The 24,640-nt window shown below is 60.0% G+C and carries 27 protein-coding genes; 2 read left to right on the plus strand and 25 right to left on the minus strand.

Annotation, left to right across the window (positions count from 1 at the left end; translation table 11 throughout):
• Position 1: 1 nt before the first annotated feature.
• A complete protein-coding gene (locus LCM4573_RS05915; protein WP_071005343.1) occupies positions 2-472 on the minus strand; it encodes an N-acetylmuramoyl-L-alanine amidase in 471 nt (156 codons plus the stop codon).
• Positions 473-611: 139 nt separating this feature from the next.
• On the opposite strand from LCM4573_RS05915, the gene LCM4573_RS05920 reads away from it, so the two are divergent.
• Positions 612-971, plus strand: coding sequence for a hypothetical protein (locus LCM4573_RS05920; protein ID WP_071005344.1), 360 nt, complete (start codon positions 612-614; stop codon positions 969-971).
• Positions 972-1,012: 41 nt separating this feature from the next.
• Here LCM4573_RS05920 and LCM4573_RS05925 read toward each other — a convergent pair whose 3' ends face one another.
• Both LCM4573_RS05925 and LCM4573_RS05930 read right to left on the minus strand, forming a co-directional pair.
• The gene (locus LCM4573_RS05925; RefSeq protein WP_071005345.1) at positions 1,013-2,902 is read right to left on the minus strand and encodes a hypothetical protein; all 1,890 of its coding nucleotides are present in this window, start codon (positions 2,900-2,902) and stop codon (positions 1,013-1,015) included.
• 142 nt (positions 2,903-3,044) lie between these two features.
• Positions 3,045-3,320 carry a hypothetical protein gene (locus LCM4573_RS05930; protein WP_071005346.1) on the minus strand — a complete coding sequence of 92 codons (276 nt, stop codon included), beginning with the start codon at positions 3,318-3,320 and terminating at the stop codon, positions 3,045-3,047.
• A 97-nt stretch (positions 3,321-3,417) separates the two neighbouring features.
• Here LCM4573_RS05930 and LCM4573_RS05935 point away from each other — a divergent pair, with 97 nt between their 5' ends.
• A complete protein-coding gene (locus tag LCM4573_RS05935) occupies positions 3,418-4,878 on the plus strand; it encodes an SIR2 family protein (protein ID WP_157895485.1) in 1,461 nt (486 codons plus the stop codon).
• Here the strand turns inward: LCM4573_RS05935 and LCM4573_RS05940 are convergent, their stop codons facing one another.
• From LCM4573_RS05940 to LCM4573_RS06050, 22 genes are all read right to left on the minus strand, one after another.
• Positions 4,879-5,088: a hypothetical protein gene (locus LCM4573_RS05940; RefSeq protein ID WP_071005348.1), complete on the minus strand. Its 210-nt coding sequence runs from the start codon at positions 5,086-5,088 to the stop codon at positions 4,879-4,881.
• The gene (locus LCM4573_RS05945) at positions 5,088-6,953 is read right to left on the minus strand and encodes a hypothetical protein (RefSeq protein ID WP_071005349.1); all 1,866 of its coding nucleotides are present in this window, start codon (positions 6,951-6,953) and stop codon (positions 5,088-5,090) included. Before LCM4573_RS05945 ends, LCM4573_RS05940 begins: the two co-directional genes overlap by 1 nt.
• A complete protein-coding gene (locus LCM4573_RS05950; RefSeq protein ID WP_157895486.1) occupies positions 6,953-7,492 on the minus strand; it encodes a hypothetical protein in 540 nt (179 codons plus the stop codon). The genes LCM4573_RS05945 and LCM4573_RS05950 overlap by 1 nt, the downstream gene beginning before the upstream one ends.
• Complete coding sequence (locus LCM4573_RS28030) at positions 7,489-9,975, minus strand: hypothetical protein (protein WP_071005351.1); 2,487 nt, start codon at positions 9,973-9,975, stop codon at positions 7,489-7,491. Before LCM4573_RS28030 ends, LCM4573_RS05950 begins: the two co-directional genes overlap by 4 nt.
• Before the next feature lie 8 nt (positions 9,976-9,983).
• Positions 9,984-10,220, minus strand: coding sequence for a hypothetical protein (locus LCM4573_RS05960; protein WP_071005352.1), 237 nt, complete (start codon positions 10,218-10,220; stop codon positions 9,984-9,986).
• Positions 10,217-10,687 carry a hypothetical protein gene (locus tag LCM4573_RS05965; RefSeq protein WP_071005353.1) on the minus strand — a complete coding sequence of 157 codons (471 nt, stop codon included), beginning with the start codon at positions 10,685-10,687 and terminating at the stop codon, positions 10,217-10,219. The genes LCM4573_RS05960 and LCM4573_RS05965 overlap by 4 nt, the downstream gene beginning before the upstream one ends.
• 63 nt (positions 10,688-10,750) lie before the next feature.
• Positions 10,751-11,530 carry a hypothetical protein gene (locus LCM4573_RS05970; protein ID WP_071005354.1) on the minus strand — a complete coding sequence of 260 codons (780 nt, stop codon included), beginning with the start codon at positions 11,528-11,530 and terminating at the stop codon, positions 10,751-10,753.
• Positions 11,531-11,545: 15 nt separating this feature from the next.
• Entirely contained in the window at positions 11,546-12,007 is a 462-nt protein-coding gene (locus tag LCM4573_RS05975) for a hypothetical protein (RefSeq protein ID WP_071005355.1), read from the minus strand.
• A complete protein-coding gene (locus LCM4573_RS05980; RefSeq protein ID WP_071005356.1) occupies positions 12,004-12,375 on the minus strand; it encodes a hypothetical protein in 372 nt (123 codons plus the stop codon). The genes LCM4573_RS05975 and LCM4573_RS05980 overlap by 4 nt, the downstream gene beginning before the upstream one ends.
• Positions 12,375-14,441: a collagen-like protein gene (locus tag LCM4573_RS05985; RefSeq protein WP_071005357.1), complete on the minus strand. Its 2,067-nt coding sequence runs from the start codon at positions 14,439-14,441 to the stop codon at positions 12,375-12,377. The genes LCM4573_RS05980 and LCM4573_RS05985 overlap by 1 nt, the downstream gene beginning before the upstream one ends.
• 3 nt (positions 14,442-14,444) lie before the next feature.
• Positions 14,445-14,771 carry a hypothetical protein gene (locus tag LCM4573_RS05990; RefSeq protein ID WP_071005358.1) on the minus strand — a complete coding sequence of 109 codons (327 nt, stop codon included), beginning with the start codon at positions 14,769-14,771 and terminating at the stop codon, positions 14,445-14,447.
• 79 nt (positions 14,772-14,850) lie between these two features.
• Positions 14,851-15,852 (minus strand): major capsid protein, encoded by a 1,002-nt coding sequence (locus LCM4573_RS05995; protein WP_071005359.1) that lies wholly within the window; start codon positions 15,850-15,852, stop codon positions 14,851-14,853.
• Positions 15,853-15,889: 37 nt separating this feature from the next.
• On the minus strand, positions 15,890-16,258 hold the full coding sequence (locus tag LCM4573_RS06000) for a head decoration protein (protein WP_071005360.1): 369 nt from the start codon (positions 16,256-16,258) through the stop codon (positions 15,890-15,892).
• Between the two features lie 22 nt (positions 16,259-16,280).
• Positions 16,281-17,252: a hypothetical protein gene (locus LCM4573_RS06005; RefSeq protein WP_131818936.1), complete on the minus strand. Its 972-nt coding sequence runs from the start codon at positions 17,250-17,252 to the stop codon at positions 16,281-16,283.
• Between the two features lie 230 nt (positions 17,253-17,482).
• Complete coding sequence (locus LCM4573_RS06010) at positions 17,483-17,857, minus strand: hypothetical protein (protein ID WP_071005362.1); 375 nt, start codon at positions 17,855-17,857, stop codon at positions 17,483-17,485.
• A gap of 188 nt (positions 17,858-18,045) precedes the next feature.
• Positions 18,046-19,659: a phage portal protein gene (locus LCM4573_RS06015; RefSeq protein ID WP_071005363.1), complete on the minus strand. Its 1,614-nt coding sequence runs from the start codon at positions 19,657-19,659 to the stop codon at positions 18,046-18,048.
• Between the two features lie 268 nt (positions 19,660-19,927).
• Entirely contained in the window at positions 19,928-22,114 is a 2,187-nt protein-coding gene (locus tag LCM4573_RS06025) for a terminase gpA endonuclease subunit (RefSeq protein WP_071005365.1), read from the minus strand.
• A 2-nt stretch (positions 22,115-22,116) separates the two neighbouring features.
• Positions 22,117-22,608 carry a terminase small subunit gene (locus LCM4573_RS06030; protein ID WP_071005366.1) on the minus strand — a complete coding sequence of 164 codons (492 nt, stop codon included), beginning with the start codon at positions 22,606-22,608 and terminating at the stop codon, positions 22,117-22,119.
• A gap of 301 nt (positions 22,609-22,909) precedes the next feature.
• Complete coding sequence (locus LCM4573_RS06035) at positions 22,910-23,173, minus strand: hypothetical protein (RefSeq protein ID WP_071005367.1); 264 nt, start codon at positions 23,171-23,173, stop codon at positions 22,910-22,912.
• Positions 23,170-23,631 (minus strand): hypothetical protein, encoded by a 462-nt coding sequence (locus tag LCM4573_RS06040; protein WP_071005368.1) that lies wholly within the window; start codon positions 23,629-23,631, stop codon positions 23,170-23,172. Before LCM4573_RS06040 ends, LCM4573_RS06035 begins: the two co-directional genes overlap by 4 nt.
• Positions 23,628-23,993 (minus strand): hypothetical protein, encoded by a 366-nt coding sequence (locus LCM4573_RS06045; protein WP_071005369.1) that lies wholly within the window; start codon positions 23,991-23,993, stop codon positions 23,628-23,630. The genes LCM4573_RS06040 and LCM4573_RS06045 overlap by 4 nt, the downstream gene beginning before the upstream one ends.
• Entirely contained in the window at positions 23,990-24,574 is a 585-nt protein-coding gene (locus LCM4573_RS06050) for a hypothetical protein (RefSeq protein WP_071005370.1), read from the minus strand. The genes LCM4573_RS06045 and LCM4573_RS06050 overlap by 4 nt, the downstream gene beginning before the upstream one ends.
• Between the last annotated feature and the right edge of the window lie 66 nt (positions 24,575-24,640).

Below are 24,640 nucleotides of genomic sequence, written 5' to 3' on the forward strand. Positions count from 1 at the left end.
GTTACGCCACCTTCTTCAGGATGTCGGCATATTCGGGGATCGCGTCGAAGCAAGGACATGCCTTGAGCCACTCGCGCTGCGTGATCTTGCCGTCGCCGTCCTTGTCCGGTGAGAAGTCGCGGTGGCCCTTCACGGCTCTGATCGATGGATACTGCCGGACGAGATCGCCGATGAGCTTCCGAAGCGCAGCCTTCTGCGCGCTCGTCCTGGTGTCCTTGGCCGTCGTGCCGTCCGTAGCGCAGCCGCCGATGTACGAAATCCCGATGGATCCAGAGTTGTGACCCGCGACGTGAGCCCCGACTTTATCCAGTGGTCGTCCGGGCGACACCTTGCCGTCTAGGTGGACAATGAAGTGATAGCCGATATCGCTCCAGCCGAGCTTCTTGTGCCAGCCGCGGATCGTGTCGACGGAGTATTCCTTGCCTTCCGGCGTGGCTGTGCAGTGCACTGCGATGGTGTCTAGTGGCCGCATGTCTCGCTCCCGATCATTCATGTAATGTTCTAACATTACGAAGCGACAGGCGGAAGCGCCGACGGCTGAAAAAATCTGTTGACGGGATCAAAATAATCCTGTTTTAGGATTAATATGATTTTCAAACAGGAGTTTTCATATGATCTATATGTCTGCCGAAGACGCTGCCCTTCTGATTGCCGCCATGCTTCATCGCAGCGGAAAAACACGCGCTCGTATCAGCGATCAAACGCTGAAGGTGATTTCGAAGAGGAAACGACTGAAGACAGCCTTCCGGACGGAAGTCGTCGAGTGGGCCGAGGAGTTCGGGGTTGTCATGTACCCGCTGGATCGTGGCGGATACGGCCTTCTCTCGGCTTCATCGCTGGAAGGAGCCACGCCGCTCCGCAGTGGTCAGTATATCGCTTCTGAACTGCGCGATTTCCGACGTAATGGAGCCATCGATCGCGATGCGATTTATGCGGAACTTGGATTCGAAGCCGAAGAAGACGAGGATTGACATCGATGGAAGGGGGCGGCCGCATGCCGCCCCCTTCCACATCACGCCCGGTACTTGTCACCGGCGAGGAGTCCGATCTGGCGATTGCCATCGGAGTGCCCGAGACCCCATGCGTTGCCCCACGATGACGGACCAGTCGCGTAGTCGGCTTTGTAGATGAGATTGCCTATATCCATGCAGTCGTCATGGATGCCTGGAGAGTGGCTGTGGGCCTTGGTGACCTTCAGACCCATCTTAGACAGACCTACCGTGGATCCGCGAGCTCCGTTCGCTCCCTTGTCACCATGGAACTCGTAATGAACTCCATAGTGGATAAGGGGGGTGTCGGCGTYGACCAGTTCGAAGTCGGCATGCGGACAAGCTTCCYGGAGGAGCCACTCGTAGACATCGAACTCCTCGCCGCGGTCGATCGCGTCTCGCCATTTCCAGTTGGCAAGATGCCATAGCTTGGAGTTTTCGGGGCTGATCTCGGTGGAAGGTCTCTGAAGCCACCTAGCGACGAAATCGTCGTGGTTGCTGTAGACAACATAGGATTTGCACCACGGCCGCGAGGTCTCAGCGATGAAGCGCGCTGCTTCTTCGAGTTCAGGCTCCAAAAGATGGTTCTTCTTGGCGTGCCGTTTGTACAGGGCGATTGGATTCTTATCCTCATGGTGATTTATCGAGACGCCGTCGGTGAGGTCGTTGACGGCTTGGCCCTTGGCGCGGACGACATCAATGAGAGGGAGGTCACTCTCGGGATTCCCGCCGTAGCCCCAAATCGCCCGCGCGAACGGAGCATGCAGGCCTTTGCGATGGGTGCAGCCGACAGGCATGAAGGGACGATCGACAAGGCCGCCGGAGATCTCGATGGCCTCGTTGAGCGTGTAGACGCTGCCAGCGGTCACGAAAAGATCGAGATCGTGGAAATTTCCGGTCTCTGGATCTGCATCTACAATTCGAGGGAATACGCGACCCTCGGTGTCGATCTCAACGATCAGGAACCCTATCGTGTGTCGCGGGATCGCCTTCAATCCGGCCTCCATCTCGACGTAGTTCGGCACGGTGCAAGCCCCTGTCGTCCACATCGTCACAGGATCTGATGACTGCGGCCGCGGAACCGAGATCATGGCGCGCTTGGGGTGAGCGAACACGGATGTCTTGCCGCGGATGTAGGTGTTCAATCCTGTTAAAGGATTGGCCTTGGTCGGGCGCATGTTCATCTCGAAGCATGCCTGGATCGTCGGCGACAAATGTCGGCGGCTGCGGGTGATATGGTCGGAAATTATGCTCGACCACGGCGCCACCTCGACGATGTCCCGTTTCTTTTTCGCGGTGAAAAGCGACTTGCCGTAGGTGAATGGCCCGATCTCGATGCAATCGTAGCCACGCGCGGTGGCGAGCRCATGCATGTTGACGACAAGGGGGCCATGCGCTGGAGTCATGTTCTGAGCGCCGGACAGAATGAACCCCTGCTTGAGCGTGCGCCGCGGTGCCGGCACATTCGGGGAGATCCAGATATCGTCAACGGAACGAGGACCGTCCCATTCTTCAGGCCAAAGGACACCTGGATCGAGCTTCACGCCCACAAGTTTCTGCTCGCCGTTTTCGTCGGTCTCGTAAATGTCCTGCGGCTCTCCGGCCTCTCGGATCCATCCGTTCCCGAGCCAGTTAGAGAACGGAACCGTGAGTTCGTCAGTCGCGATACGCTCCCGGATGTGTTCCTCGGACGGTTGCGGCTTCGAAATCTTGATCTGGGAGGTGACTGGTGCCGGAGCTGACTGCTCAACGGCGGGGACCTGGGTGCGAAGTCGACGGAATTTTCGGCCGCTGATGCCAAGGGCCTCCGTGATTTCCTTGGGCTTCCTGCCCTCGGACAGGAGCGATGCGATAGCTGCTGTGATGTCTGAAAGAGACTGGCCCGACCTGGCCGACGCGGTGGATTCATTCATTTCAATTCCCCTTCGTTCGCCGCCTCTTTTCGGGCGGTCTGAAAGGATGGTTGTCGTCGGCGGACTCCCTCGCAAGTCGTCAACGCCTTGTTCCGGCCTGCGTTTTCGACACTTTGTTGACCACACCAACTGCCGCCTCGCTTTAAAAGCCGAAGATTTTTTTGATTTTTTCGCCGACCAGTATCCACGCCACGCCGGCGGCCGTGGTGAGTGCCGAAATGTAGGCGATGGCGGCGCTGCGCTGGGACTTTATCTCGGCGACATCGGCTTTGACCGCGCCGATGTCTGCCTTCAATCCGTCGATCTCGGTTTTCATGGCAGTCCGGGCAGAGAAGAACTGGTCGAGCTTGGTCTCGAGCCTGGCTTGTCCTTTAATCAGCTCAAGGATTTCGCCGGACGGCAACATGCTATCGGTCATATGCGGGCGCTCATGTCTACGGATTAGTCGATGACATGAGTGCAGCCTGGATATCTGCAAGATTCGAGGCCGAGTCCTTGCGAAAAGTTGGGGTGCAGTGTCATCTGATCACAATCTAAGAGGAAGTGAGTCGGGGGATCGTATGGCCGATCAGGTGGCTGCAGCAGAGGCAAAGCAAAGCCGTTATGAACGGTATATCGAGGAGATCACCGAAGACATCACGAACACAGTCGACGAGTTCGGGTGCCAGCCGATCCTCTTCGTCGGATCCGGGCTGACCAAGCGCTATATGGACGCACCGAATTGGGAGGAATTGCTCGGCCATCTAGCCGACAAATGCTCAACGATCGACAAGGGCTTGGGCTTCTACAAGCAGTCGCTTGGGTCCGCGATCAAGATCGGACAAGAGTTTGCGAAGCTCTATCACGAATGGGCTTGGGGTGCGGGGAACAACGAATTCCCAAAGGAGATGTTCGGCGACAATGTCCATGCTCAGTCGTACATCAAGTTCAAGATTGCGGAAWACCTCACCAGCCTCAACCCCGGCGACGCCAAGGGACTGAAGGCGGAATACCAAGCCGAGATCGATGTCCTCTCGAAGGTGAAGCCCCATGCGATCATAACCACGAACTACGACCAGATGCTCGAACTGATCTTCCCGGATCACGAACCGATTATCGGTCAGCAGATATTGAAAGGTCAGCAGGTCTGCATCGGCGAGATCTACAAGATCCACGGCTGCGTCACTGACCACGACAGCATCGTCTTTACCGAGGACGACTACGACGAGTTCATGAAGCGCAAGAAGTTCTTGAGCGCCAAGCTTCTGACGTTCTTCAACGAGCATCCGCTCGTCTTCGTGGGATACAATGCGGGCGACCCGAACATCCGAGCCATCTTGTCGGACATTGATGAGGCACTTCCGGAAAAGGGCGGCATCATACCGAATGTTTACATCTTGCAGTGGGACGATTCCATCACTAAGGATAGCTGGCCGCAGCGCGAGAAGGTCATCCCGACCGAAGAGGATCGTAGCGTCCGCGTGAAGATGATCGTCGCCAAGGATTTCTCATGGGTGTTCGACGCCTTCGCAGCCAACCCTGCTCTGGCCCACGTCAACACCCGCGTTCTGCGCTCGCTKATCGCACGTTCCTATGAGCTTGTGCGGCACGACATTCCGAAGATGACCGTTGAAGCAGACTTCAAGATGCTCAATGACGCTGTTGAAACACCAGAGACGTTCGCGAAGCTATTCGGCATCGCCAACATCCACGACTACAGTGCTGCAGGCGCGTACCACCGCTTCAGCCTGACGCAGGTTGGACAGGCGCTCGGCCACAAGAACTGGCACCCGGCCGATCATCTGATCACTCGGGTGGTCAACGAGAAGGGTGTGAACATCAAGAAGTCGGACAATCGGTATCACCGTGCCGACAAGGTCAACAACACCGTGTTCCACAAGTACTCGCAGGATGCCGTCGACCTGCTGAAAAAGGTGCAGAACAACGAAGAGTATGCGGTCGACCTTGGCATACCCGAGGTAAAAAAGGCAGAGTGATCAGCTAGGCGCCACGAAATCGATCTTCGTCCCGATCTGGCAGCTCGAGGCATCGATCGTCCCCTCGGAGCCGATCACCAACCCGCTGTCGTTGTCGACATCCCAGCGCGCCATGACATCGACGGTAACCGTCCGCGGCCGGCCATCGACCTCGCTGCGGATCCGTTTCTGCACGAATCCTGAAAACATCGTCATCGTCCGCTGCGACATCACGGACCTCCCATAGGACGTAGATTGAGTTGCTTCGGCAGCGCGGGTGCGAGGCACGACACCGACATGCGCCTCGTCAGGAGGTCTTCCTCCCGGAGCGGCGTGAAGGCGATGCGGAGCCTCGTCGGCATGGTGCCGATGGTCCCGACCGGATCCGAAGATGCCACAGCGGCGGCGTGCTGCGACGACCATGCGTTTTCGAACTCATAGATCCTCGGCGACTGCGCCTGCAGAGAGAAGGCGTCGACAGGCTCGCGGACGCCGCGATACGAGGTCGAATAGACGATGTCTCCAGTCTGCTGCTGATCCGGCCCCGGAGTTGGTACGACCGACCCCGTTCCAGGTATTGATGCGAGCGTGATCCGTGCAGCGCGGCGGCCGCCTTCTTCGATGAGCAGTTCGATGCCTACGACCTTGCCCGTCAGTTCGCCTCCGGGGAGCCGCCTGTGGGCGATGCGGCAGGAGTGCTCGGTCGTGATCCCGCGGCCAATCAGCCACGGCACCTCGAATGTCGTTTCGGCGCACTGGCTGCGCTCGAGGACAGCTCGGTATAGGCGGAGGACTCCGTGACGAACCGTGCGGATCCCGCGGTTGATGTCGAGGAAGCGCGAATTCCTGCTGTCCCGCATGGGCGCACGCTTCTCGCGCTGCACCCACAATGTCGGGCCGCCATCGTAGTCCCGCACCATGAACGTTTCAGTCGCGTCGTGCTCGGTGGCGCAGATCCACGCACGGCCGGCAGCGAGAACCTCGTCGCCGACGACGTAGTGCATGACCTCAAGCGTGTCCGGGTCCTCGTAGAGCCATTCCGACGTCGAGGAGTCGATGTTGAGCGGCCCGAGTGTGACGGTCTCGATGAGCTCGCTCTGATCGTCCTCATCCGGCAGCTCCTGCAGGCCGCTCGGCATAACGATGTCCAGAATCTCCTCGCGCTGCTGGCTGTAGTCGTATGCCGCGCGGAGGCGGAAGTTGATGGTCTTCGGCTGCAGGCGCACTTGGCCACCGGAAGCGCTCCCAAACTTAGAGCCAGAGATGTTGATCCATGTCGGCGTGTCGTCGAGGACAGACTCGACCTCGGCTTCCGCGAGCGTCCATCCTGTCGCCGCGCCGATGGCCGTGCCAGGTTGCGGAAACGAGCTGAGGAAGTCATCCCAAGTGTACGTGGACACCGAATCCGGCTCGCTGACGGACTGCTTGCCTTTCGCGACCTGCGTCCACGAGGCGACGATGCGCAGCTTGCTGATCGGCTTCGGTGGGTGTGTGACGGACAGCGACGGCGGCTCGCCGATGCCCTGATATCCGACGTCGTGGACGATATCGCTGTCGACGAGGTGCGTGCGGCCGAGCGCGAGCGTTGCGCGATCCCACCGCCATACCTCCGGCCGAGCAACGAGTACGCTCTCGGGATCGTCTTTAGCGCCAGCGCCAAAGCAGAGGGGGTCGTAATATTCGGCGTCGACACGGTCCGCGATCGGTGCGTCGGGATCGTAGTCAAAGTCCTCGCCGATGCGCAGCGCGTCCGCGGCGGCCGTCAGGATGTCGTCAGAGGACGGCGGCAGGCAGCGGAATGCAAGCTCGATGGTCTTGCCCGCCATCCCCGTCGGGAGCGGCACCAGACGGCCGCGCGCAAGAACGATAGGTTCTTCGTCTTCGGCGCGCTGCTCCCAGAGGATCGCATAGCGGAGCGCGGTCGGCATCCATCCGCCAACACCCGGATTGGCGATGGTGACCTTGAAATACGGCTCGATCTTGCGGCCCACGCGCTGCTCGACGATGGTTCCGGCAAGCACGAAATAGACATCATCTGCCGCCGTCTCCGGCTCGAAAGGGGTGTCATGAGCGGCGATGAACTGAAGGCCAAGCATCAGGACAGCCCTCCGACTTCTTCCATCTCGATCCACCAGGAAACGTCTGCTGACGAGTCCATGCTGGTCAGGCTCCAGTCCTTTGCGAATACGGTGAGAACGCAACGAGCGTAGACGCGCACTGGCAAGGCTGCCGGGGCATCGAGGGTCACTGTTCTGCCAGAGACTGTGAAGGCCACATCCTCGAATCCAAGGTCGAGGCAGCGCACGGAACCGGGATGGAGGTCGCGGGCGAACACGGTGGTCGTCGATCCAACAGGAATGACGCGGCTGAAGAGTTTGATCGGCACGATGTCGAAGAACTCTAGTTCATCGACCGAGTCGATGGCTGGTGGGCGAAGCTCGCCGTCTCCAGAAGAGATCCGGATCGACATCAAATTGAATTCGGGATCCGCGAGATCCTTCGGAACCGCGTTCCAGTTCCTTTCCCACTGTCGCGCACCTTGGATCAGACGGCAGTCCTCGGAAAGGTTGTTTCCGGTTTGCCAGCCGATACCAAGGGCAGGACAGATCAGCGAAGTGGGTGACTCGTACATCATGAGTATCCCTTATTGAGTTCGTCCAGGGCACGCTTCAGGGAGATGTCGCCTTCCCCGGAGCCGCGCACACCATTGACCGTGATGTCGTATTCAAAACGTGCAGTCGTCTTGGGCGGGGCGTTCCGCCTGCGGATGCTGTCGCCGATGACATCGCCGCCATAAACGCGACCGCCTTCATACAGTGACGGGTCATTGACGAAGCCGTTTTGCCGGAACTTCTCGCGGCCGGCAGCGATCTGCTCGGCCGTTGTCATGCCGTGCCAGCCGATGTCGACGCCTTCCGCCGACCAATAGCGCCCCTGAAATGCGCGGGATCGGTCGGTTCCACGCTCGCGCAGTAGGGTGTTTACCTGCCCGAGATCCTGCGCCCGGATCAACGCCGCCTGCTGCTTCCAGACTTTATCATACGCCTTCTGAGAATCCTGGTAGAAATACTCCGCTGCTTTCTGCCCGAGCGCGAATGCCGCAGCCAAGGTGGTGCCGAGGACAATAGCCGCCGATGTCAGGCTACCAATAGCCGCGCCCACGCCCGCGAGCGCAACACGCAGACCTCCTGCTGTGGCTGCCGCTTTACCTGCAGCTCCAGCGGCCCCGCCAGCAGCCGCACCAGCAGCTCCTGCGGCAGCTTCAGCGCCGACAGCGAGCGAGAATACCTTACCAAGTGCCTTAAAGAGCAGCCCGGCTCCGGTGGCCAGCACAGGAAACAAGCCAACCATGCGCGTCAACCCGACGAACAGACCAAGGGTCGCGATGTCAGTGTTGAAATAATCTAGGATCGGCTTGAAGAACTCGCCGAGGCTTTTAACCACGCCCTTCAGCATGTCGAATGCATCGGCGAACCTCTTCGCGAATGCCACGACCTGATCTCTCGCGGTGTTCATCCAGGTGAAGTCGACAGCGTTTCCGCCGGACACGACTGCCCAGGCATCGACGGCGAACTTCTTCACCTCAGCGAAGGCGTCGCGCATGGAGTTTACCCAGCCGTAATCTGAATCCTTGCCTTCCCAGAGCAGCGAGACCTGCCGACGGACGTCCGCCCACACATCGCGCAGGATCACTGTCTTTTTGACTACAGAATCTAGCCACGCAGTCTGGATGTTGCTCGTGTCGCCGCGGAAGATCGAAAATGCATCCTCCGCGAAGACGCGCGTGTCCTTGAAGGCTTCCACGGCAGCTTTGGCGATCTCYTCGCGGGATTTGATGAGCCATGTCGTCAATTCCCGCGAAACCTTGGTCAGATCAGGCGTCAACGCGCGGCCGATCGTGAGCTGAACGCCCGACGTCGCTGTTTTCAAATTCAGAATTGCGCGCGAATATGCCTCAGCATTCGCAATATCCTGCTTGGTCGCAATGGCACCCGATTCTTCCAGAGTTTTGCGATACTCATCAATTGCTCTGCGACCACCGTTCAACAGCGGGATGAGTTTGACGCCCGAATCCTCACCAAAAAGCCGCATCGCGACACGAGCCTTTTGGCTGGGGTTCTCAATTTTCTGGAATGCGTCCGAAATCTCAAGCAGACCTTCGACGCCGCCCTTGGAAGCGCGATCAATGTCGATCCCATACTGCTGCAGTTCGCGGAGCGCCTGTGCTTGCGGTGACTGTCTGCTCCAGAAATCGTCGCGTGCTTGCATCAGCTCGCGGCGCTCTTTCTCAAGCTTGAAACGTCCTTCGACTGCATCCGTGCCCTTGTTGCCGTATGTCGGCGCAGAGACACCGATAGTATCGATATTGTCGTAGGCAGTCGTCAGATCGAGCCCGCCATACAAGACATTCTTGCTCGCTTCGATGGTGTTGAGCGCGCCGCCGATACGAGCAAGGCGTTCTTCGATGTCAGTGATGGAAGCCTTGCGTGCTTCGAGTTCCGCACCGGAGAAACCGGAAATGAGTTCGTTCAGGTCATCGCGCCGTCCTAGACGAGCTGCCACAGCGGCTTCCTTCGCCGCCATGCTGTAGAAGTCGCGATACTGCCCCTGCGCTTTCTTGATATTCTCGCGCAACGTCAACAACTCGTTGCTGATGGTCGCGATCTGCGTGATTACCTCGTCGCGGTCGGTTCCAGTGAGGTCGGCAGCGTATCCGAGAACGGCGACATCAGAGGTGGACCCGCCGATCCGCTGCGCGTCAATGCTGATGGACTTGAGGGCCGCAGCCGAATCCTTGGCGGCCTTGAGGGATGCGGCCGATAGCGACGACATCTTGGTCGCAAGCCCGCCGACGGCAACAGACGCACCGAGCGCCCCAACGCGAATCCCGCGGAAGGAGCCGACAGCGCCGAGTTTCGTCAGTTCCTTGGAAACGACCTTGGTCTTGCGTCCTACGGCATCTAGCCCACGTCCGATGGGATCGAAGACATGACCTCCGCGGCGCCGCGCGTCTCCAAGCGCGTCTGAGACCGACCGAGCAAACCCGCGCAGCCCCGTCGCGGCCTGTTTCAGGCCGGCCAGGGTAAAGCGGGTTTTGATCTCGTGTGTCGTTGCCATCTATTGTCTCATTCGGTCAGTGCAGCCAATGCCTTCTCATTGCCGGACAGTGCCGTAGCCATCGCGCACGCGGTTCTCAGTGCCTCCAGCTTGTCGCGCTCCTTCAGGATTTCGGTGCGCCAGATCAGCTCCGACGGCGTGAGATCTATTCCGGGGCGGCCGGTCTCGACTTCGTATTGCAGCGCCATCTTCACGAGGGTGACGATGCGGCCATCGACCGGGAGACCGTCTGCGCAGTGCGTCACGCGGCCAGCAGCTCGTTCTCGTCCTCCGGATCCTTTGGAATGATCCCCTCCGCCTGCAGCCGACGGAGGAACTTGAGAAAAAAAACTTCAACGGGCTCATCGCGGAAGGTGACCTTGATGGCGAAGATCGCGATATCTTCGAGAAGGTCGTCCGGCGCAGACTTCAGCCACGCTTCGAACTCAGCATCCCCCTCTGCATCGCAAGCGAACGCGATGAAGGCGGCGACCGCATCATCGCCCGCGGCGAGCAGCGCAGCGCGGAGATCTTTACCCTCGATCACCTGGATGAGGCTGGGGAAGCGGCGACACAGGCGGAGCATCTGCAGGATCGTCACTGCGCGCATCGGGACGGTGACATCGCCGTAGACGAAGTCCTCGAACTTATGGCCGGCTGCTGCCATGAGAGCCGCGATGCCGGACATGGGGACTGTCGAAGCCTTGAGATTCTGCTTGGTGTTCTGGGCCATGTTTCCTCCTTGAAATGGCACGGATGGAAGGAGGAGCCGGAAGAGATCCGGCCCCGATCGGAATTAGCTTTTGAGGACGGTCATGCGGCCGTAACGGAAGCGGGAAGGCTTGGTGCCGTCGGCGTACACGCGACCCGTGAACTGCATCTGGGTGTAGTCATCACCACCCTGCAGCGCGACTTCGCCACTCGGAGTCAGCTTCACGTCCCAGAATTCCACATGGACAGGATCGCCGATCTCGTTGGATCCCCAGAGCGTCAGTTTTCCACGGAGACCGCTGTTCGCCATGAGTCCGAGCTGCTGGCGACCTTCGGCTGCGGTGATAGCCGCACCGGAGACCTCCATCTCGCCGCCGTCGGCTCCGGCGGTCTTGGACAGCCATTCGAAGTCGCCAGTCTCGCCCACCCAACGGTAGTGCGTCCCTTCGACGAACTCGATCGCGTCCGTGACTGCTCCGTCGTCGAATGTCGTGACCGTGGCGTCGCGGAGCCCCGTCGAATAGATGCGGCCGGCGACGAACTTCGTGAAGGTCACAGTCTTCGTGGTAGCTGCCTGCTCAAGGAACTGGTCAACGTCGTCCATCACGAAGGCTGCGCGGACTAGGTCGGAGATTGACAGAGCTGTCAGGCTGATGGTTGCGCCCTTCTGCAGAGGATCGGTGCGCACCAGCGTTTTTTCTGCGAACTCGCGCGACCAACGTTCCATCTCCTGGACTTCCGGTGTGTATCCGAGGGCCTCGAGGTCGCCGAGCTTGTAGGCGCCTTCCTCGCCATGAGGCTGGAACGAGCCCTGAAGCGAGTATTTCGTGTAGTCTTCCGTTAGCGGCAGGAACTTGTTCGCCATATGTTCTCTCCAAAATTAGTGGATGTTTGTGGAAGGCGAACCTTCCTTGGTTGTGACTATGCCTCGGAAGGTGACCCGCAAGGACGAGGTGCCTTGCTCTTCGGCTTCCAGCTCGGTGGGTTCGGACGTGCCGACGTATGTCCAGTCGAGGACTTTTCCGAAATCGAGGGTCGCCGGATCCGTCAGGGTCTCCTCGACCTTCGCAGCCAGCGCGTCGAGCTTCTCGTCCAACTCCTCCACGTCGGCGATCTGCAGAACCTGCACGTTGACGACGATCTGCCGCTGCAGTGGGCGCTGACCCGGGGGATTCTTGCCTACAGGGATCGCGGAGTCAGAGACGGACACGAACGCAAGCGGAAATAGGTCAGACTGGACGCCACGGAGCATGCGAAGCCGTGGCTCAACGAGGCCGAAATCGCCGCCAGCGCGCAGTCGGGCCACGACTGCGTCTCTAAGTTGCGTGCGGATGTGGCTCATGTGCGTTTCCTAAAAAGGTCGACCTCGCACATACCGTAACCATCGGCCGTGCAAGATTCGACTTCGTAGGTCACGCCTCCGATGACGAGCTGATCCCGGCCGGATCCAAGGAAAAGAAGCGTCAGGTCGCCGCCGCGCGTCGGCTCGAGCTTGAGGGCATCGGCAACGGCGCAGCGCATGATGGGGACATTGAAGTCCGTACCGAGGCCGTCTGCAGAGACCCTCGTCGACGACGCGTTGAAGATGACCTGCAGATTATCGGATGCGGTCGTGCCATCCTCGCGATGCCGGATCCATGTAGCAGCGGACGGCACCGCGAAGGTGCGGAGGAAGATCCGGGGGAGTGGGGCGAAGATGCGGGCTACCATCAGTGCAGATCCACCCACGATGTGCCGTTGTAGACGCGCAGCTTGCTTGTGCTAGAATCGTAGTAGATAAGCCCGGCGACCCACGTCTCAGTAGGCGTGCCGCTGCGAGGCAGGACTTGCACAGTCTGCTTGTTGACCGCCAGTGCGCCGAACGCGTGCAGATAGTCGGTTGCGCCTGCACCGTTGCCGCGCTCTGCGTAGCGCAGCGTTGTATTCGCCGAGCGCGTGCCACTGAAATTCGCCGTCGATGTCGGTGAATTCACAGTGATATCGAGGTCATTCCCAGCATCGTTCGCGAAATCGACCGCAACCGTCGGCGTTGCGGTCAGGATCATAGAGATCCTGTTTCCGCGAACAGCGTATCCTGTGCCTCCGACTTGGACGCCTTTGATACCGTCTGTGCCATACTGCAGGCCTCGTCCGACGATGTGACATTCTGAGCCGAGCTGCATCAGCAGTCCGCCGCCCGGCCGCGCGTCGTCGACAACCAGATCGGTGAGCGAGATGCCGGTAGCTTTGTTGATGAGAGCCCATTCGGGGCTATCTCCCCACACGTGCAGCCCCATGAACTGKCAGCCTCCGGCTCTGGTGCCGATCTCGAAAGTCGCGCTACCGGCGAGTGCCGCTTGATTGTGACGGCTCATCGACACGATCATTTTTGATACTTGCGTGTCATGCGGGCCGTCGAAAACGGGCCATTCCCGGGAGAATTGAACGTAAAAGCCGTCAATCGTGGATTCCATGATGGAATCCGTGTTGTCGTTGTCCCATGCGGCCGCTGTTGCGCCCCAACGGCTGTAAAAGCCGCCGGCGGCGCAGTATTCGGACTCAACATCTTTGATGCTATAGGCGCGACCGTAGATACGGATGTTCCATCCCGTGGCCGAGGCAACCTGGTCTTTCTGTCCGTTAATTGTGAGGCGCTCGAGACCAAAACGATGGGGCCCCCCGGCAGTGTCCCCGGTGTACAGGCTCTCGAAATCCTGAGTCTTGAAGATGTCGCCGATGTACCCGGCGAGGCGCTTGAACCAGGTGATACGACGACCGGATCCGCGGTGGATGACCTTGCTCTTCAGCGCCACTTCGCCACCGACCCAGTATTCGCCAGGCGAATATTCGATGACACCGCCGCCTTTAGCGACGACGAAGTCTGTCGCTGCATTCACGCTGGTGGCGTTGTTGTATCCGGCTTCTGGCTTCGCGCCGAAGCAAGCTGCATGAATGCGTCCATCGAACTGCAGCTCCCACCACCTCGAATCTGCCGTTTGGAACTTACCCGCATGCGCAGGTTGGGCACCAACGACCTTGTATAGAGCAGCTCCGCCGTCGCCGGGGGTGTAATAGCCGCCGACTCGAATAGCCGTGACAGTCGACGGAAGCGTGACCGTCGACATCGTGGATGTCGTGTACTGAGCCCCGTCGATACCGTCTCGGCCCGCCGCCCCTACGTCTCCGGTATCGCCCTTTGCACCCTGGTCTCCAGGATCCCCCTTTGGCCCTTGCTGTCCGGTATCTCCGGCTGGCCCCTGTGGTCCAGTGATCTCGGAAAGGGCGATGAGATCCGCCCAAGCTCCATCCGTCTGCCGCCACTGAATTGCGGAGCCAGCTTTCTGTAGTTCGACCGACTTGCCGTTCTCACCGTCGACACCATTGACGCCGTCTTGCCCGTCGGCACCAGCCGGCGCAGAGAATTCGACCCAGTTTGTGGCATCGTCCTTCGGCTCGGCCGCAGACACAAACGGAGCGGCTGCCTGAGAAATGAACATTGAGGACGCTGCGGCCGACCCGGCCGCGAAGACATAGTCTGACGGATTGTAGGTCGCACCGAGGACGAAGGCTCCGCGGTTCGTCAGGCCTGTGCCAGCGTCACCCTTATCGCCTTTCGGCCCCTGCAGGCCTTGTGGACCGTCCGCGCCAGCAGGGCCCTCAGGCCCCTCGAGCGACTCCAGCCACTCGGTCTCGGTGCCGGTGAATCCATTGTCGACGGCGATCTGATAGGCCGACTTCCCGGGAGCGCCGGGAGTACCGCCGCCTGATCCGCCGATTGCGAGAGATGGTCCCATCATGGATCAGTTCTCCAGGATCTTGGTCGTGGTCGCGGTATCGACCGCGCGGAAGCGCAATGTTCGAGAACCGCCGGCGACGTTGAAGGGATGGTCGCCGGGACGCAGATGCCAGCTCTTGGCACCGTTGAAGACGTCGCCGCGGTAGACGAGCACGCCGGATCCTTCGGTGCCGACGGAGACCATCATCAGGGTCGTGGTCTCGCCAAGCTCATGGACGGTGTCGGCGGATGTCGACGCGACGGAAAGCGTGGAGACCCTCGCGGAATCGAGAACGATGCACTCAAAGCTGTCGCCGAGCGAGCTGACGGCGGTGGGGATCGTGTTGGCCATGGTCGGCTCCGGTAATGAAAGGGAATGGTGCGCAGCCGGGTAAAGGAGGAAACCCCGGCTGCGCTGTGCCTCTTCAGGATCAGATGAAGAGGATTCTGACGATGGCGCGGGGCTTCTCGGCGTAGGCCAAGAAGTTCGTCTCAGCCTGCAGCTCGACACCCTTGCCGAAAGGCATCGGCTCGGAAGCCATGTAGTAAGGCAGACCGATGGTGTTCGCGGCCTCGAGCGTGTCGGCTGGGCTGTAGTTGACCTTCAGCAGACCGTTCGCGTTCGGAACCATGAAACCTTCGTCGTCGGGGATGGTCTTCAGGCCGTTGCCAAGGTCAGTGATGTCGACGGACTTCACCTCGATGTTGTCCGCGATCATGAAGCCCGAGCGGTTGTCGGCACGGAGGAACGCGCCGTCCTGCCAACGATCGTAAGCTTCCTTGTTCGACACGTGCGACACGAATTCGTCGAAGACGGCAGCCGGAAGTGCGACGGTGAACTTGGTGAAGGTGTAGCCACCGAGTTCCTTCTCAGCGAGACGCTTGGCGGCGATCATCTTGTCGCGCAGGTTGATCGTCGCATCCGAGAGATCGATCGTGATCTCGTTGCGGGCAACACCGAACTCGTCGAACCAGTCGTAGAGGACGGATCCGTCTGCGTCGTAGAGCACGCCCTGGATTGCTCCCCACTTGCCAGCGTCAATCGTGAGATTGAGCTTGCCGAGCAGGTCAGCACGCTTTTCGGCGAGCTTGGCTTCTACACTCTCCATCGTGTTGTCGGAGCCGAACTGACGCACGCCCTGGACCTCGCTGGCCATGATGGAATCAAACTCCGGATAGTGCGGCACGTCGAACTTGCGCAGGCGGCGCTTGGTGGACGACTGACCGCGACCGATGAAGCCACGGGGCTGCGACTTCACGACACCGATCTTCCCGTCCTTCTCCTCGACCGAGACGGTCGTCGTGTTGATGCCGGACTCGACGAAGGTCGCGAAACCATCGACCGAGGTTGGCTGCGGAGGCAGCAGGTTGATAGCCGCCGTGAGCGACATGAACGAAAAGACATCGCTCTTGAATACGTTTGCCAGATTCATTTTTTGAACTCCTGTTCGTGTTTTGTTCCGAGAGCGATCAGACGGTTTCGCGGACGATGATGAAGGTCTTGGCGAGCAGCGGCGTGGCTTCGGCAACCGTCAGGCCTGCGCCTGTGACCAGCTCGCTCGACTTCACGGATGCTTCACGGACGATGGCGGCGGCCTTGAAGGCGACTGCTCCGGCGACGTTGCGACAGACGATGGCGTACTTCGCATCCCCATCGACATCTGCATCGACGAGAGCCTGGGTAGCGAGAGCGTAGTTCCCGGCTTCATCCGAGATCACGACGGATCCGGACACGTAGGTGCCGGCTGCGAGCGTGATGACTTCACGGCTGCGGCCGGATGTCTCCTCGCCGTGCAGGAAGGCTTCGTCGGCTGTGCCTTGCGTAAGGACTGTGGGCATGGGTGTTTCTCCTGGTTGGCGCTTAGCGCTTGTTTCTGGCCGCAAAGACGGCGGAGGGATCGAATGCGGCGACGGCCGACCGAGCTGCGGGCTTCACTGCGACGGCGACGTCTGCTGTCGGAGCGCCGCGCTCGGCAATCGTCTTCGCGACGGCGGACTTGATGTCGGCTGCACGAGCGCCGAGAGCGCGCATGTCGGTGACAACCTTCTCAAGGCCATAGCCCTTTGCGATGCTGCGGACGGCTTCGACTTCCTGCTTCTCTTCGTCAGTCGGGTCGTCGCCTTCGGCACGCTCGCCGTCGGTCGTCTCCTCTTCGGCGGCTGCAGTGGTGTCGTCTTCGGCGCGTGCTCCACGCAGTGCGCGGATCCGCTCAACGAGGTCTTCGGGGATTGCGTCCTCGGCAGCGCCGATTGCCTCTTCGGCCGATGCGACAGCGTCTTCGGCAGCCTTTACGAGGGCTTCGATGTCCATTTTCTTCTCCTCAGGTTTGTTGGAATCCGCACTCCGGACGGTCGGCGAAGGCACGAATCCATGGAGGCTGCGGATGAAGGAATTCGGATCGGCTCCGACAGGCACGAGACTGCCTTCGGTCAGGAGCCATCTCTTGACGAGCAGCAGCGGAACGTCGCCTTCGCGCTCGACCAGCTCGGTGTCGCGGCGCAGGTCATAGTCGTAACCGGCGCTGATCTGACCGAAATAGCCGTCGATGATGTCCGGCAGCAGTTCGGCGTGCTTGCGAGCGAGGGAGGCGCGGCCGACGACTGCGGTGCCTTCGACGCGAACGTCATCGATCTTGCCGAGGATCTTTTCGATGCCGGAATACGTGTCGTGGCAGTCGATCAGCGGCATGCGAGGGGCGCGGGATAGGTCAACGCCCGCTGCGACCAGAACCTCGTCCATCTCGATGTAGGAGCAATCCATGCCGTCGGGGATCGGCTGCGGCTGGCGAGGATCCGGGAGGAAGCGTCTGACGGGATGTTCCGTCGTGATCACGACGTCGAAAGACCGCGTAGTTTCGTCGACAGAGGTCGGTGCACCAGCGAACGCGCGAACGGATCCAGGACGCGGCGCGCGCTGGTCAGTTGTCGGCGATGTCGAAGGTTTTGCGGGCATTCGCTCTCGTCTCAGAGGTATCTGACGAGGAGCGTCACCTGGCGCGCTGCAAGATTCGAGACGGAGGAAGCAGAAAAATGGAAGCTCCCGATTTCGGGGGCTTCAGGTAGCTAGTCGACATCATCCTCCACGGGAAGCGGATTGCCGTGTTCATCAACACCGGCGACCCAGCGCAGGAACCACTTCCACTCGTCGGAACCCATGTATGCGATGAGATCGCCGCGCGTCTTCACGCCCTGTTCCGCGAGGTCAACCCACTCTTTGACTTCGTCGTCGGCGCGGTCGAGCGGTAGGCATACCGACCACTTGCCACGGCCGTCCTGGCAGACTGCCAAAGCAAAATTCGGGAGGCGGTCGAACGGCAGAGRCTCGTCCATGCGATCGCGGTAGTGGTCGACAAGGTAGCCGAGGAACACCTCATTGGCGTCGCAGAGCTCCTTATATTCGGGGACGCTGGGGGTCTCGAATCCGTACTTCTCAAACACCTGACTTGCTCCTTCGCTGGTTGATCAGATGCGGCAGAACTACCGGACCCTCATCTCCTCCGTCAACACATATTGGCACGATAACGATCAGAAATAGCCGTTTCTTGGCAAGAACTTAGTGTATCAGCGTTTCCATAACTCAAGGATTTCTCCGTGATATTTTCGGAGCTTGTAAACCCGTTTTGCCGTCACCCCGCAGACATAATCGAACCCGGATCTGACGCACCGCTCCCATCCAGATTCTCCAGCTCGTCCTCGACCATGGTCGACTGCAGGATGGCGTTGAAATCCAGTCCGTCGAGGCCGGCATAGACATCGTACTTGAGACCGAGACGCATGGCGCGCTGCTGGTCGAGAGCGTTCTCCTCGTCGATATCTTCGACATCGTCGCCGAACATGGAGGCTACGCGTTTGCGGCTGATAACGCCGATACGGATCGCTTCCTTGAGAGCGGCGACTTCCTGGACCGGGTGGATATGGCCACGCGCCGGCGGCATAAACTCCACGTCGTAGTAGTCGTCGAGGGTCTTGCCCGGCTCCGGCTTCCAAAGGTCGGCGAGGTAGCAAGCGTCCACAAACCGCTTCCAAACAGGGCGGTAGAACTGGCTGATTGCGAGTTCCTGATTTGCCTCGATCGCTCTGGTGACTTCGAGGTTGTTGGCGCGCCACTGTCTGTCATTCAATTTCTCAAAATTGAGGGTGACGTGCTCGACGGACAATCCGAAGCAGACGGCGACCTCCGTCATGCCCTCGCGGCGGAACACGGGGTAGTTCTGGTCGTTGCCCTGCGGCTGCGAGAAGGTGATCTCATATCCGGGATCCGTAATGGTCCAGGTGCCGGGGGTCATGCCAGCGAAGTCGATGCCGTTGTTGTCGACACCGTCTACGCCGAGCGTGGCCTTGCCGTCCTCGCCGAGAGGCGGTGTGATGAAACCGCCATGCATCGCCTGGCCCTTCTTTCGCTCCAGCTCGGCTTCGTCGTATGTCTTGAGGTTCTCGGCCTTGTTGAGCGCTGGGGCACCCCACGGGACACCGCGCATGGATTCGAAGCGATCTGGCCGATACAGGTGCAGCACCTCCGATGCCGGTACGCGCTTCGGCAGCAACGACCGCTTGTCGAGTCGGGCGAAATCCTTCGGGTGGTGATCGTACATCCAGACCGCATCGACACGGTCGATGGGGTTCTTCTCGATCCCGTTGACGATTAGGTTGCCGTTCGGAGCTAGCTCGTTCTTCTCGGTCGGCACGTAGTCCGCTTCCAGGACTTGGAGCTGGAATGGCACGCCGGAGCGCATATCTTCCTTCCGGCGTGGGCGGAACCGCACGAAGGATTCACCGTCGCGGGGTTTGGCCACATAGATTCCGTGAGCGAGAAGATGCAGCGGCAGCACACCGCGGGYATCGGCCTCCCGTTCCCAGCGTCTCCAAAGCTTTCGAAGGATAGGAWCCTTGATGCGCGGCTTGATGCCGTATCCGATCACATTGTTCGCAACCTGACGGCAAGCATTGGCATAGAAACCATCGTTGGCGAATGTCCAGCGGCTGCGTCTGCGGATCTTGTCTAGTTCGCTGTTGGCGGAATTCGGCCCATAGTCAGGAGCGAATTCGATAGAAGGCGAATTACTGGCAGCCTCGTAGAACGAGCGGGATGCGCCGAACCCGAAGCTAGAACCAAGGTCGGTCTGGAACTGGCGGACGATGCCATGTCGTGCAAGGAACTTGGTGTTCGCGGCAATGACGGCAGCCGGCGACGTGGTGGTCTTCGCCTTGGATGTACGGGAGGTCGTGGTGCGAGCCGCCATGTTACCAGCCTCTCTTCGAGATCTGGCGAATCCTGCGAAGCGCGGGCTGCGCGGCCGGGACTTCGGGCGAATTCATGCGATCCCACGCAGCATAGAGGTCGGCGAGGATGGCTTTGTAGTTGTCGCGGGAGGTCCATGTGACGGATCCGCCTCCTGGGCCTGAGGTCGTCACCGACGCGGCTCCCGTGGAAATGCCCTGTTCGAGAGCGACAATCGCTTCCCGGATCTCGAGGGCGGACCAAAATTCGCCAAACCTATTCATGCTACCTCACCGTCGCGGCCATCCCGCCTTGATCTGCTTCATAACCCGCCGCGGCTGCTGCACCTCGACGAGCGTGGACTTTGTCGGCTTCTGCGCGACCTGAGCCACTGGAGGAGCAGCCGTCTGCTCCGGGGCTTGCGCTTTCGCCGTGGATCTACGCTTCGGCTGCTCGGGTACGACTAGACGCGGACTTTCCGCTGCACGACGCTCCTGTGCGTGTGCCGACATGTCGAGGCCGCGGTAGCCGATCTCTCCCGTTTCCGGATCATGGATCGTCTCCGGTATCCCGAGGGTTCCCGCTGCAAGATTCAAGTTTGACCAGACGGTTGGCTTGGCGAGCTGCAGGCCCTTCAAAGCCGCATAGGCGTACGCCAGACAGATCCATTCTTCCTCGGTTCGGCGACCGCGCTTCTTCTGCCAGTAGTAGCCAGCTTTGACCTTCACCCGTTCCTCGCACATGAGCTTGTCGAGGTAGTCGGGGCGCATGGAAGGCGGGATCATGGTGCCGTCTTCATCCGTACGCTGCAGGAGTCGGTAGATGTGATCCTTCGCCAGACCGGAGTCGATCCTGTAGTACTGGGTTCTAGTTTTCTTGTGCCCTGTCGGCTTTGTCGGCCAGACGTAGGTCTCGCGCTCGCCCCTTGTTTTGTTGTTACCGATGATGGCCCAGACGGAGCGGGAAACGGGGAAAGACGCTGCGAATAGGCGCACCTCGTCCGTGAAACCGCCATTCGAGTCCATCGCCGTCGCCATGATCTGCATGGTGCGGCCGTCTCGGCGCTTCCAGTGACGGTTAAGGAAGGCGCGCACTTCCTCATCAGAAGATGGGTCGCCCGGCTGTCCCTGGAATACCCAGTGTCCGATGACGCGCATGCCGCCGTATCGTGTCCACCCGACGACAGAGAACTCGCGGCTGTTGATCTCGTAGGCGGTTCGCTTGCCCTCCTTGTTCTTCTGCGTGTCCCCACCGCAGGTCAGCAGCACTACGTCGTCAGGAACCTCTTCCGGATACGGCCGGATAAGTTGCGAGACAGTGCTCTCGTCGAGGCCGACGCCGAGATCGTCCCAAGGCTCCGCCATCTTGAAGGTGATGAACTCTTTGAGCTTCTGAGGGTCGCCCTGCGCCTCGAGCCACTGCTGCGCGAGGATCTTCCACGCGGCACCAGGCGACATGGAGATCCACGATGGCGCATGGATGCCGACGTTGCCTGGCTGCGTGGGAATGGCGGTCGGGCGATACTCGCCGGCTTCGATAATGGTTTCCTTCTCGTCCTCGTAAATGAAGCAATCGCGGTCGGTGTCGCACTTGTAGTAGGCGCGGGCGACATGGCCGTGCTCGTCGAGATCCCAGCGGAAGCCGTAGCGCGTCTTGTCGCTTCCCCAGCGCAGCTCCTGCGTCGTCTGGCAGTTCGGGCAAGTGATGAAGAGCTTCCGTTTGTCCGAGGTCTGCCACTCGCGCCACACGACAGAGACGTCACGAATGCCTGGCGTGCTGCCGATAATCAGCTTCGAATCCACGAAATCGGTACCGCGGTTTCTGAGCTGCGAGACCTTGTCGCCAGCAGAATGGCCACGCGGCTGCCATCCGTCGCGGTCGGCTTCGTCGGCGAGCTGGAGCCACGACGTGAAGGATTGAAGACTGTCTTCGTTGAAGGCCGCGCGGAAGTAGGCGATGGCACCATTGCGATATCGTTGCTCGGCCATGGTGTCGGCGGGCTCACCGCGCTTGATCTCGCGGATGATATCGRCGACGGCCTGGACACGGCCGTAGAGCGTGGCGATCTCGTCCTTGAAGAACCGCTCGGTGTCTCCGTCGGTCGGGAAGACGACGGAGATGCGCTTGGCGAGGACGGCCACGCAATATGCGAAGATGACACGAAGGAGCTTCGAATAGCCGATCTGGACTCCCTTGAGGACGGTGACCTGTCGGCAGTTCGGATCGTGGAAGACGGCATTGCCGATGGCGCGCTGGTAGACGGACAGGCGCATGGGACCGGCACGCGAGGATTCCTGCGCCGTCAGGTTGACGTTGTCATAGACCCATTCAACGAAAGGCGGCTTCTCCGGCCACCCAAGATAGGTTGCGCGATATTCCGCGAGGAGCTGCTTGAACTCCTCCAGACCCTCGGCGAAGTCGGACTCCGCCAGAAGCTCGGTCGCCTCCGCCCGGATGTCATGGAGATTCAGGGTCATGGTCAGCCCTTCCGCAGCGCGTCGGCCTCGGTGTCGGCAACCAGCGCCTTCAGCGCTCCCTTAATCTGCTCCTCGGCGACATCGCGGATCTTCGACGAGATCTTGGCGTCCACCTTGCCTGCAAGAGTGTCAGGGATCGCGATGAGACGGAGGCGAAGCTCCGCATAATCGCGGCGCACGAGGTCGAGCATGTCCTGGATCTTCGCCACCATGCGGATGTCTTCGGCAGCGGCGACGGACGCGGAGATCATCTTCATGACGGCCGTCTGGGCCTTGGCCTCGTCCTCCGACATGCCACGCACATCGCCGATCTTCTCAGCAACCTTGGTGGCAGCTCGTTCTTCAAGCCATCGGACGGCTTCGGCACTGTCGATCACCCACGAGATGCCGCGCTCACGATCAGCCTTTTCGACGACCGGCATGCCCTGATCAATGTACTTCTGGACGGTGTTGCGGTCTCTGTTAAGGAAAGCGGCGAGCTTCTGAAGCGACATGTGCCGCGCCTTAGCTTCCGATCGCGTGGATGCGAGGGGTGCTGAATCCTCTGTCTCCGACGCGGGAGGCTGCGGGGTGGAATTTTTCGATTTCAGCACCCGGGAGGATGCGGTCTTGCGAGGAGCCATGCGTGAAAGTCCCAGTGTTTTCTGGGACTAGGAGGCGGCCAGCGTCTGCAAGATTCAATTCATGGACGGGAGGGTGCTGATGCTGAATGCAATTTCAAAAATTTTGGCGGAGCGACGACGTGGGGTCGCGAATTACCCGCACTAGACCCGCCCCCTCAGGAGCCTCCGGCGGTCACCGAAGGCTTTTGGCCACGAGCTGAACGAAGCCTAAGAACCACAGCAGCGACAGCAGCCCAACGAAGATCTTCCATTCCCGTGCCAAGCGACGCTCTTCGGCTGCTTCCGCCTCCTGCTTCGCCTTCTCGTCGGCTTCGCGCTTGGCGATCTCGGCCAAGAGACGCGCTTCCTGCTCCGGAGACATCGCGAACGGATCCGGTTCAGAGCCGTCGGCATCTGCCTTCCAGAACCCGCGATCAAGTTTCGATGCGATGGTCATGCCGCTTCTCCCATCTCCCTCAACCCAGCCACGACCGCACGCTCGATCTCCTCGAGCGACGGCACATACCTAGTGTCGAACTCCTTGATGACGTGCAGAGCGAACGCCCGGAGGTCTTCGTCTGGCATCTCTGTCCAGGTCGCATCCTCGTTGTCGAAGTGGACGACGAGACTGGCCCCTGAGTTTTCTACCGAGATGTCGTTTGTTCCCAGCCCCTCAGCGAACTTCTGCCGGGTCTCGAGGTAGATGGCTATGGCTAGAGCTTCGGTGTTGATATGGCGAAAGCTCTCGAAAGCGGCGCAGAAGCCGTTGGCCTGAACCCACAGCTTCTCGAGAGCGGGGTCGAACGACACTCGGACGGTCGACTTCGAATAGTCGGTCTCGAAGGTGAGCCTGGCAACAAGCGGGTCGGTGGAAACGACGTCGACACGGCTGGTGTAGTCATAGATCTTGCTCATGCCTCATCTCCCACCGGCAGCCTCTCCTCAACGTACGCCCACGCGGCATCACCTGCCTTCGCCATACGCTTCTCAATAGAAGCCCATGCGGCTGCTTTCTCGTCATCGGTCATGATCTYCCTGAAGACGATCTCGGTATCGAATGAGGGTGCCGAGGTCAGGCTGCCGTACTCGTAGCCTTGCCGCTTCATCTCGGCATGGTATGCCTGCATCCACCTGAAGGGCGGCAGCGCGGCTGCATCGTCGGCCGAGAATCGCGCACGGATGATTGCCGCGAACTGCTCGGCGTGAACACTCCCCGGCTTACCGGCAGCGATGTCGATCTGAGCGTGGCGCTCTGGTGCCCAAGGAGTCGTGCTCATGCCGCACCCCCATCCCTGAAGGTGACGTACCCGTTCGCATCGATATCGGCGTTGCGGAAATCGGCCTCGGTGCGCGGCTTCGCCGTCGTATCCTTCGCCCACTCATGGGCATCAATCACGATCTTCATCAGCCTGCCGTAGATATCCCGGTTGGCTTCTCGATCAATCTCGCGACGGATCTTCTTGAGAACGCGCTTGAGGCGATCGTTATCTGCCTGTGCCCAGCGCAGATCCTTGGCTATCTCCAGCGACTGATCGATGCGAGAAAGGTACTCCGCGTGGAGGCTGCTGTATGCTTCATTTGCGTAGTCCAGATCCGCCTTCGGCACGAAACCGATCTCGTCCATCCACGACTTCAGGATTGTTTCAGCAATCAGATGCGCGCCCTCTTGGGTAGAGGAGGGGATGTCAAAGTCGCGGTGAGTATCCGCAGCCTTTCCTGGAAAGGCCTTCAGGATGTTGAGAATACAGGAGGTCGTTTGACCCCCAACTGTGTTCTTGTAAATCACACAAATCAGCGAGCGACCGAAATATCCGTACTCATCGCCGCCACCCATATCTTCCCACTTGATCACGCCCATCGCCGCACCTCCTTCGCATTCGACAGGATAATGGTGTGCGCCCGATCAGCCTGACGCAAACGCCGG

This window comes from Rhizobium sp. LCM 4573 (genome assembly GCF_001854865.1).
In the GTDB taxonomy this organism is placed as follows: domain Bacteria; phylum Pseudomonadota; class Alphaproteobacteria; order Rhizobiales; family Rhizobiaceae; genus Neorhizobium.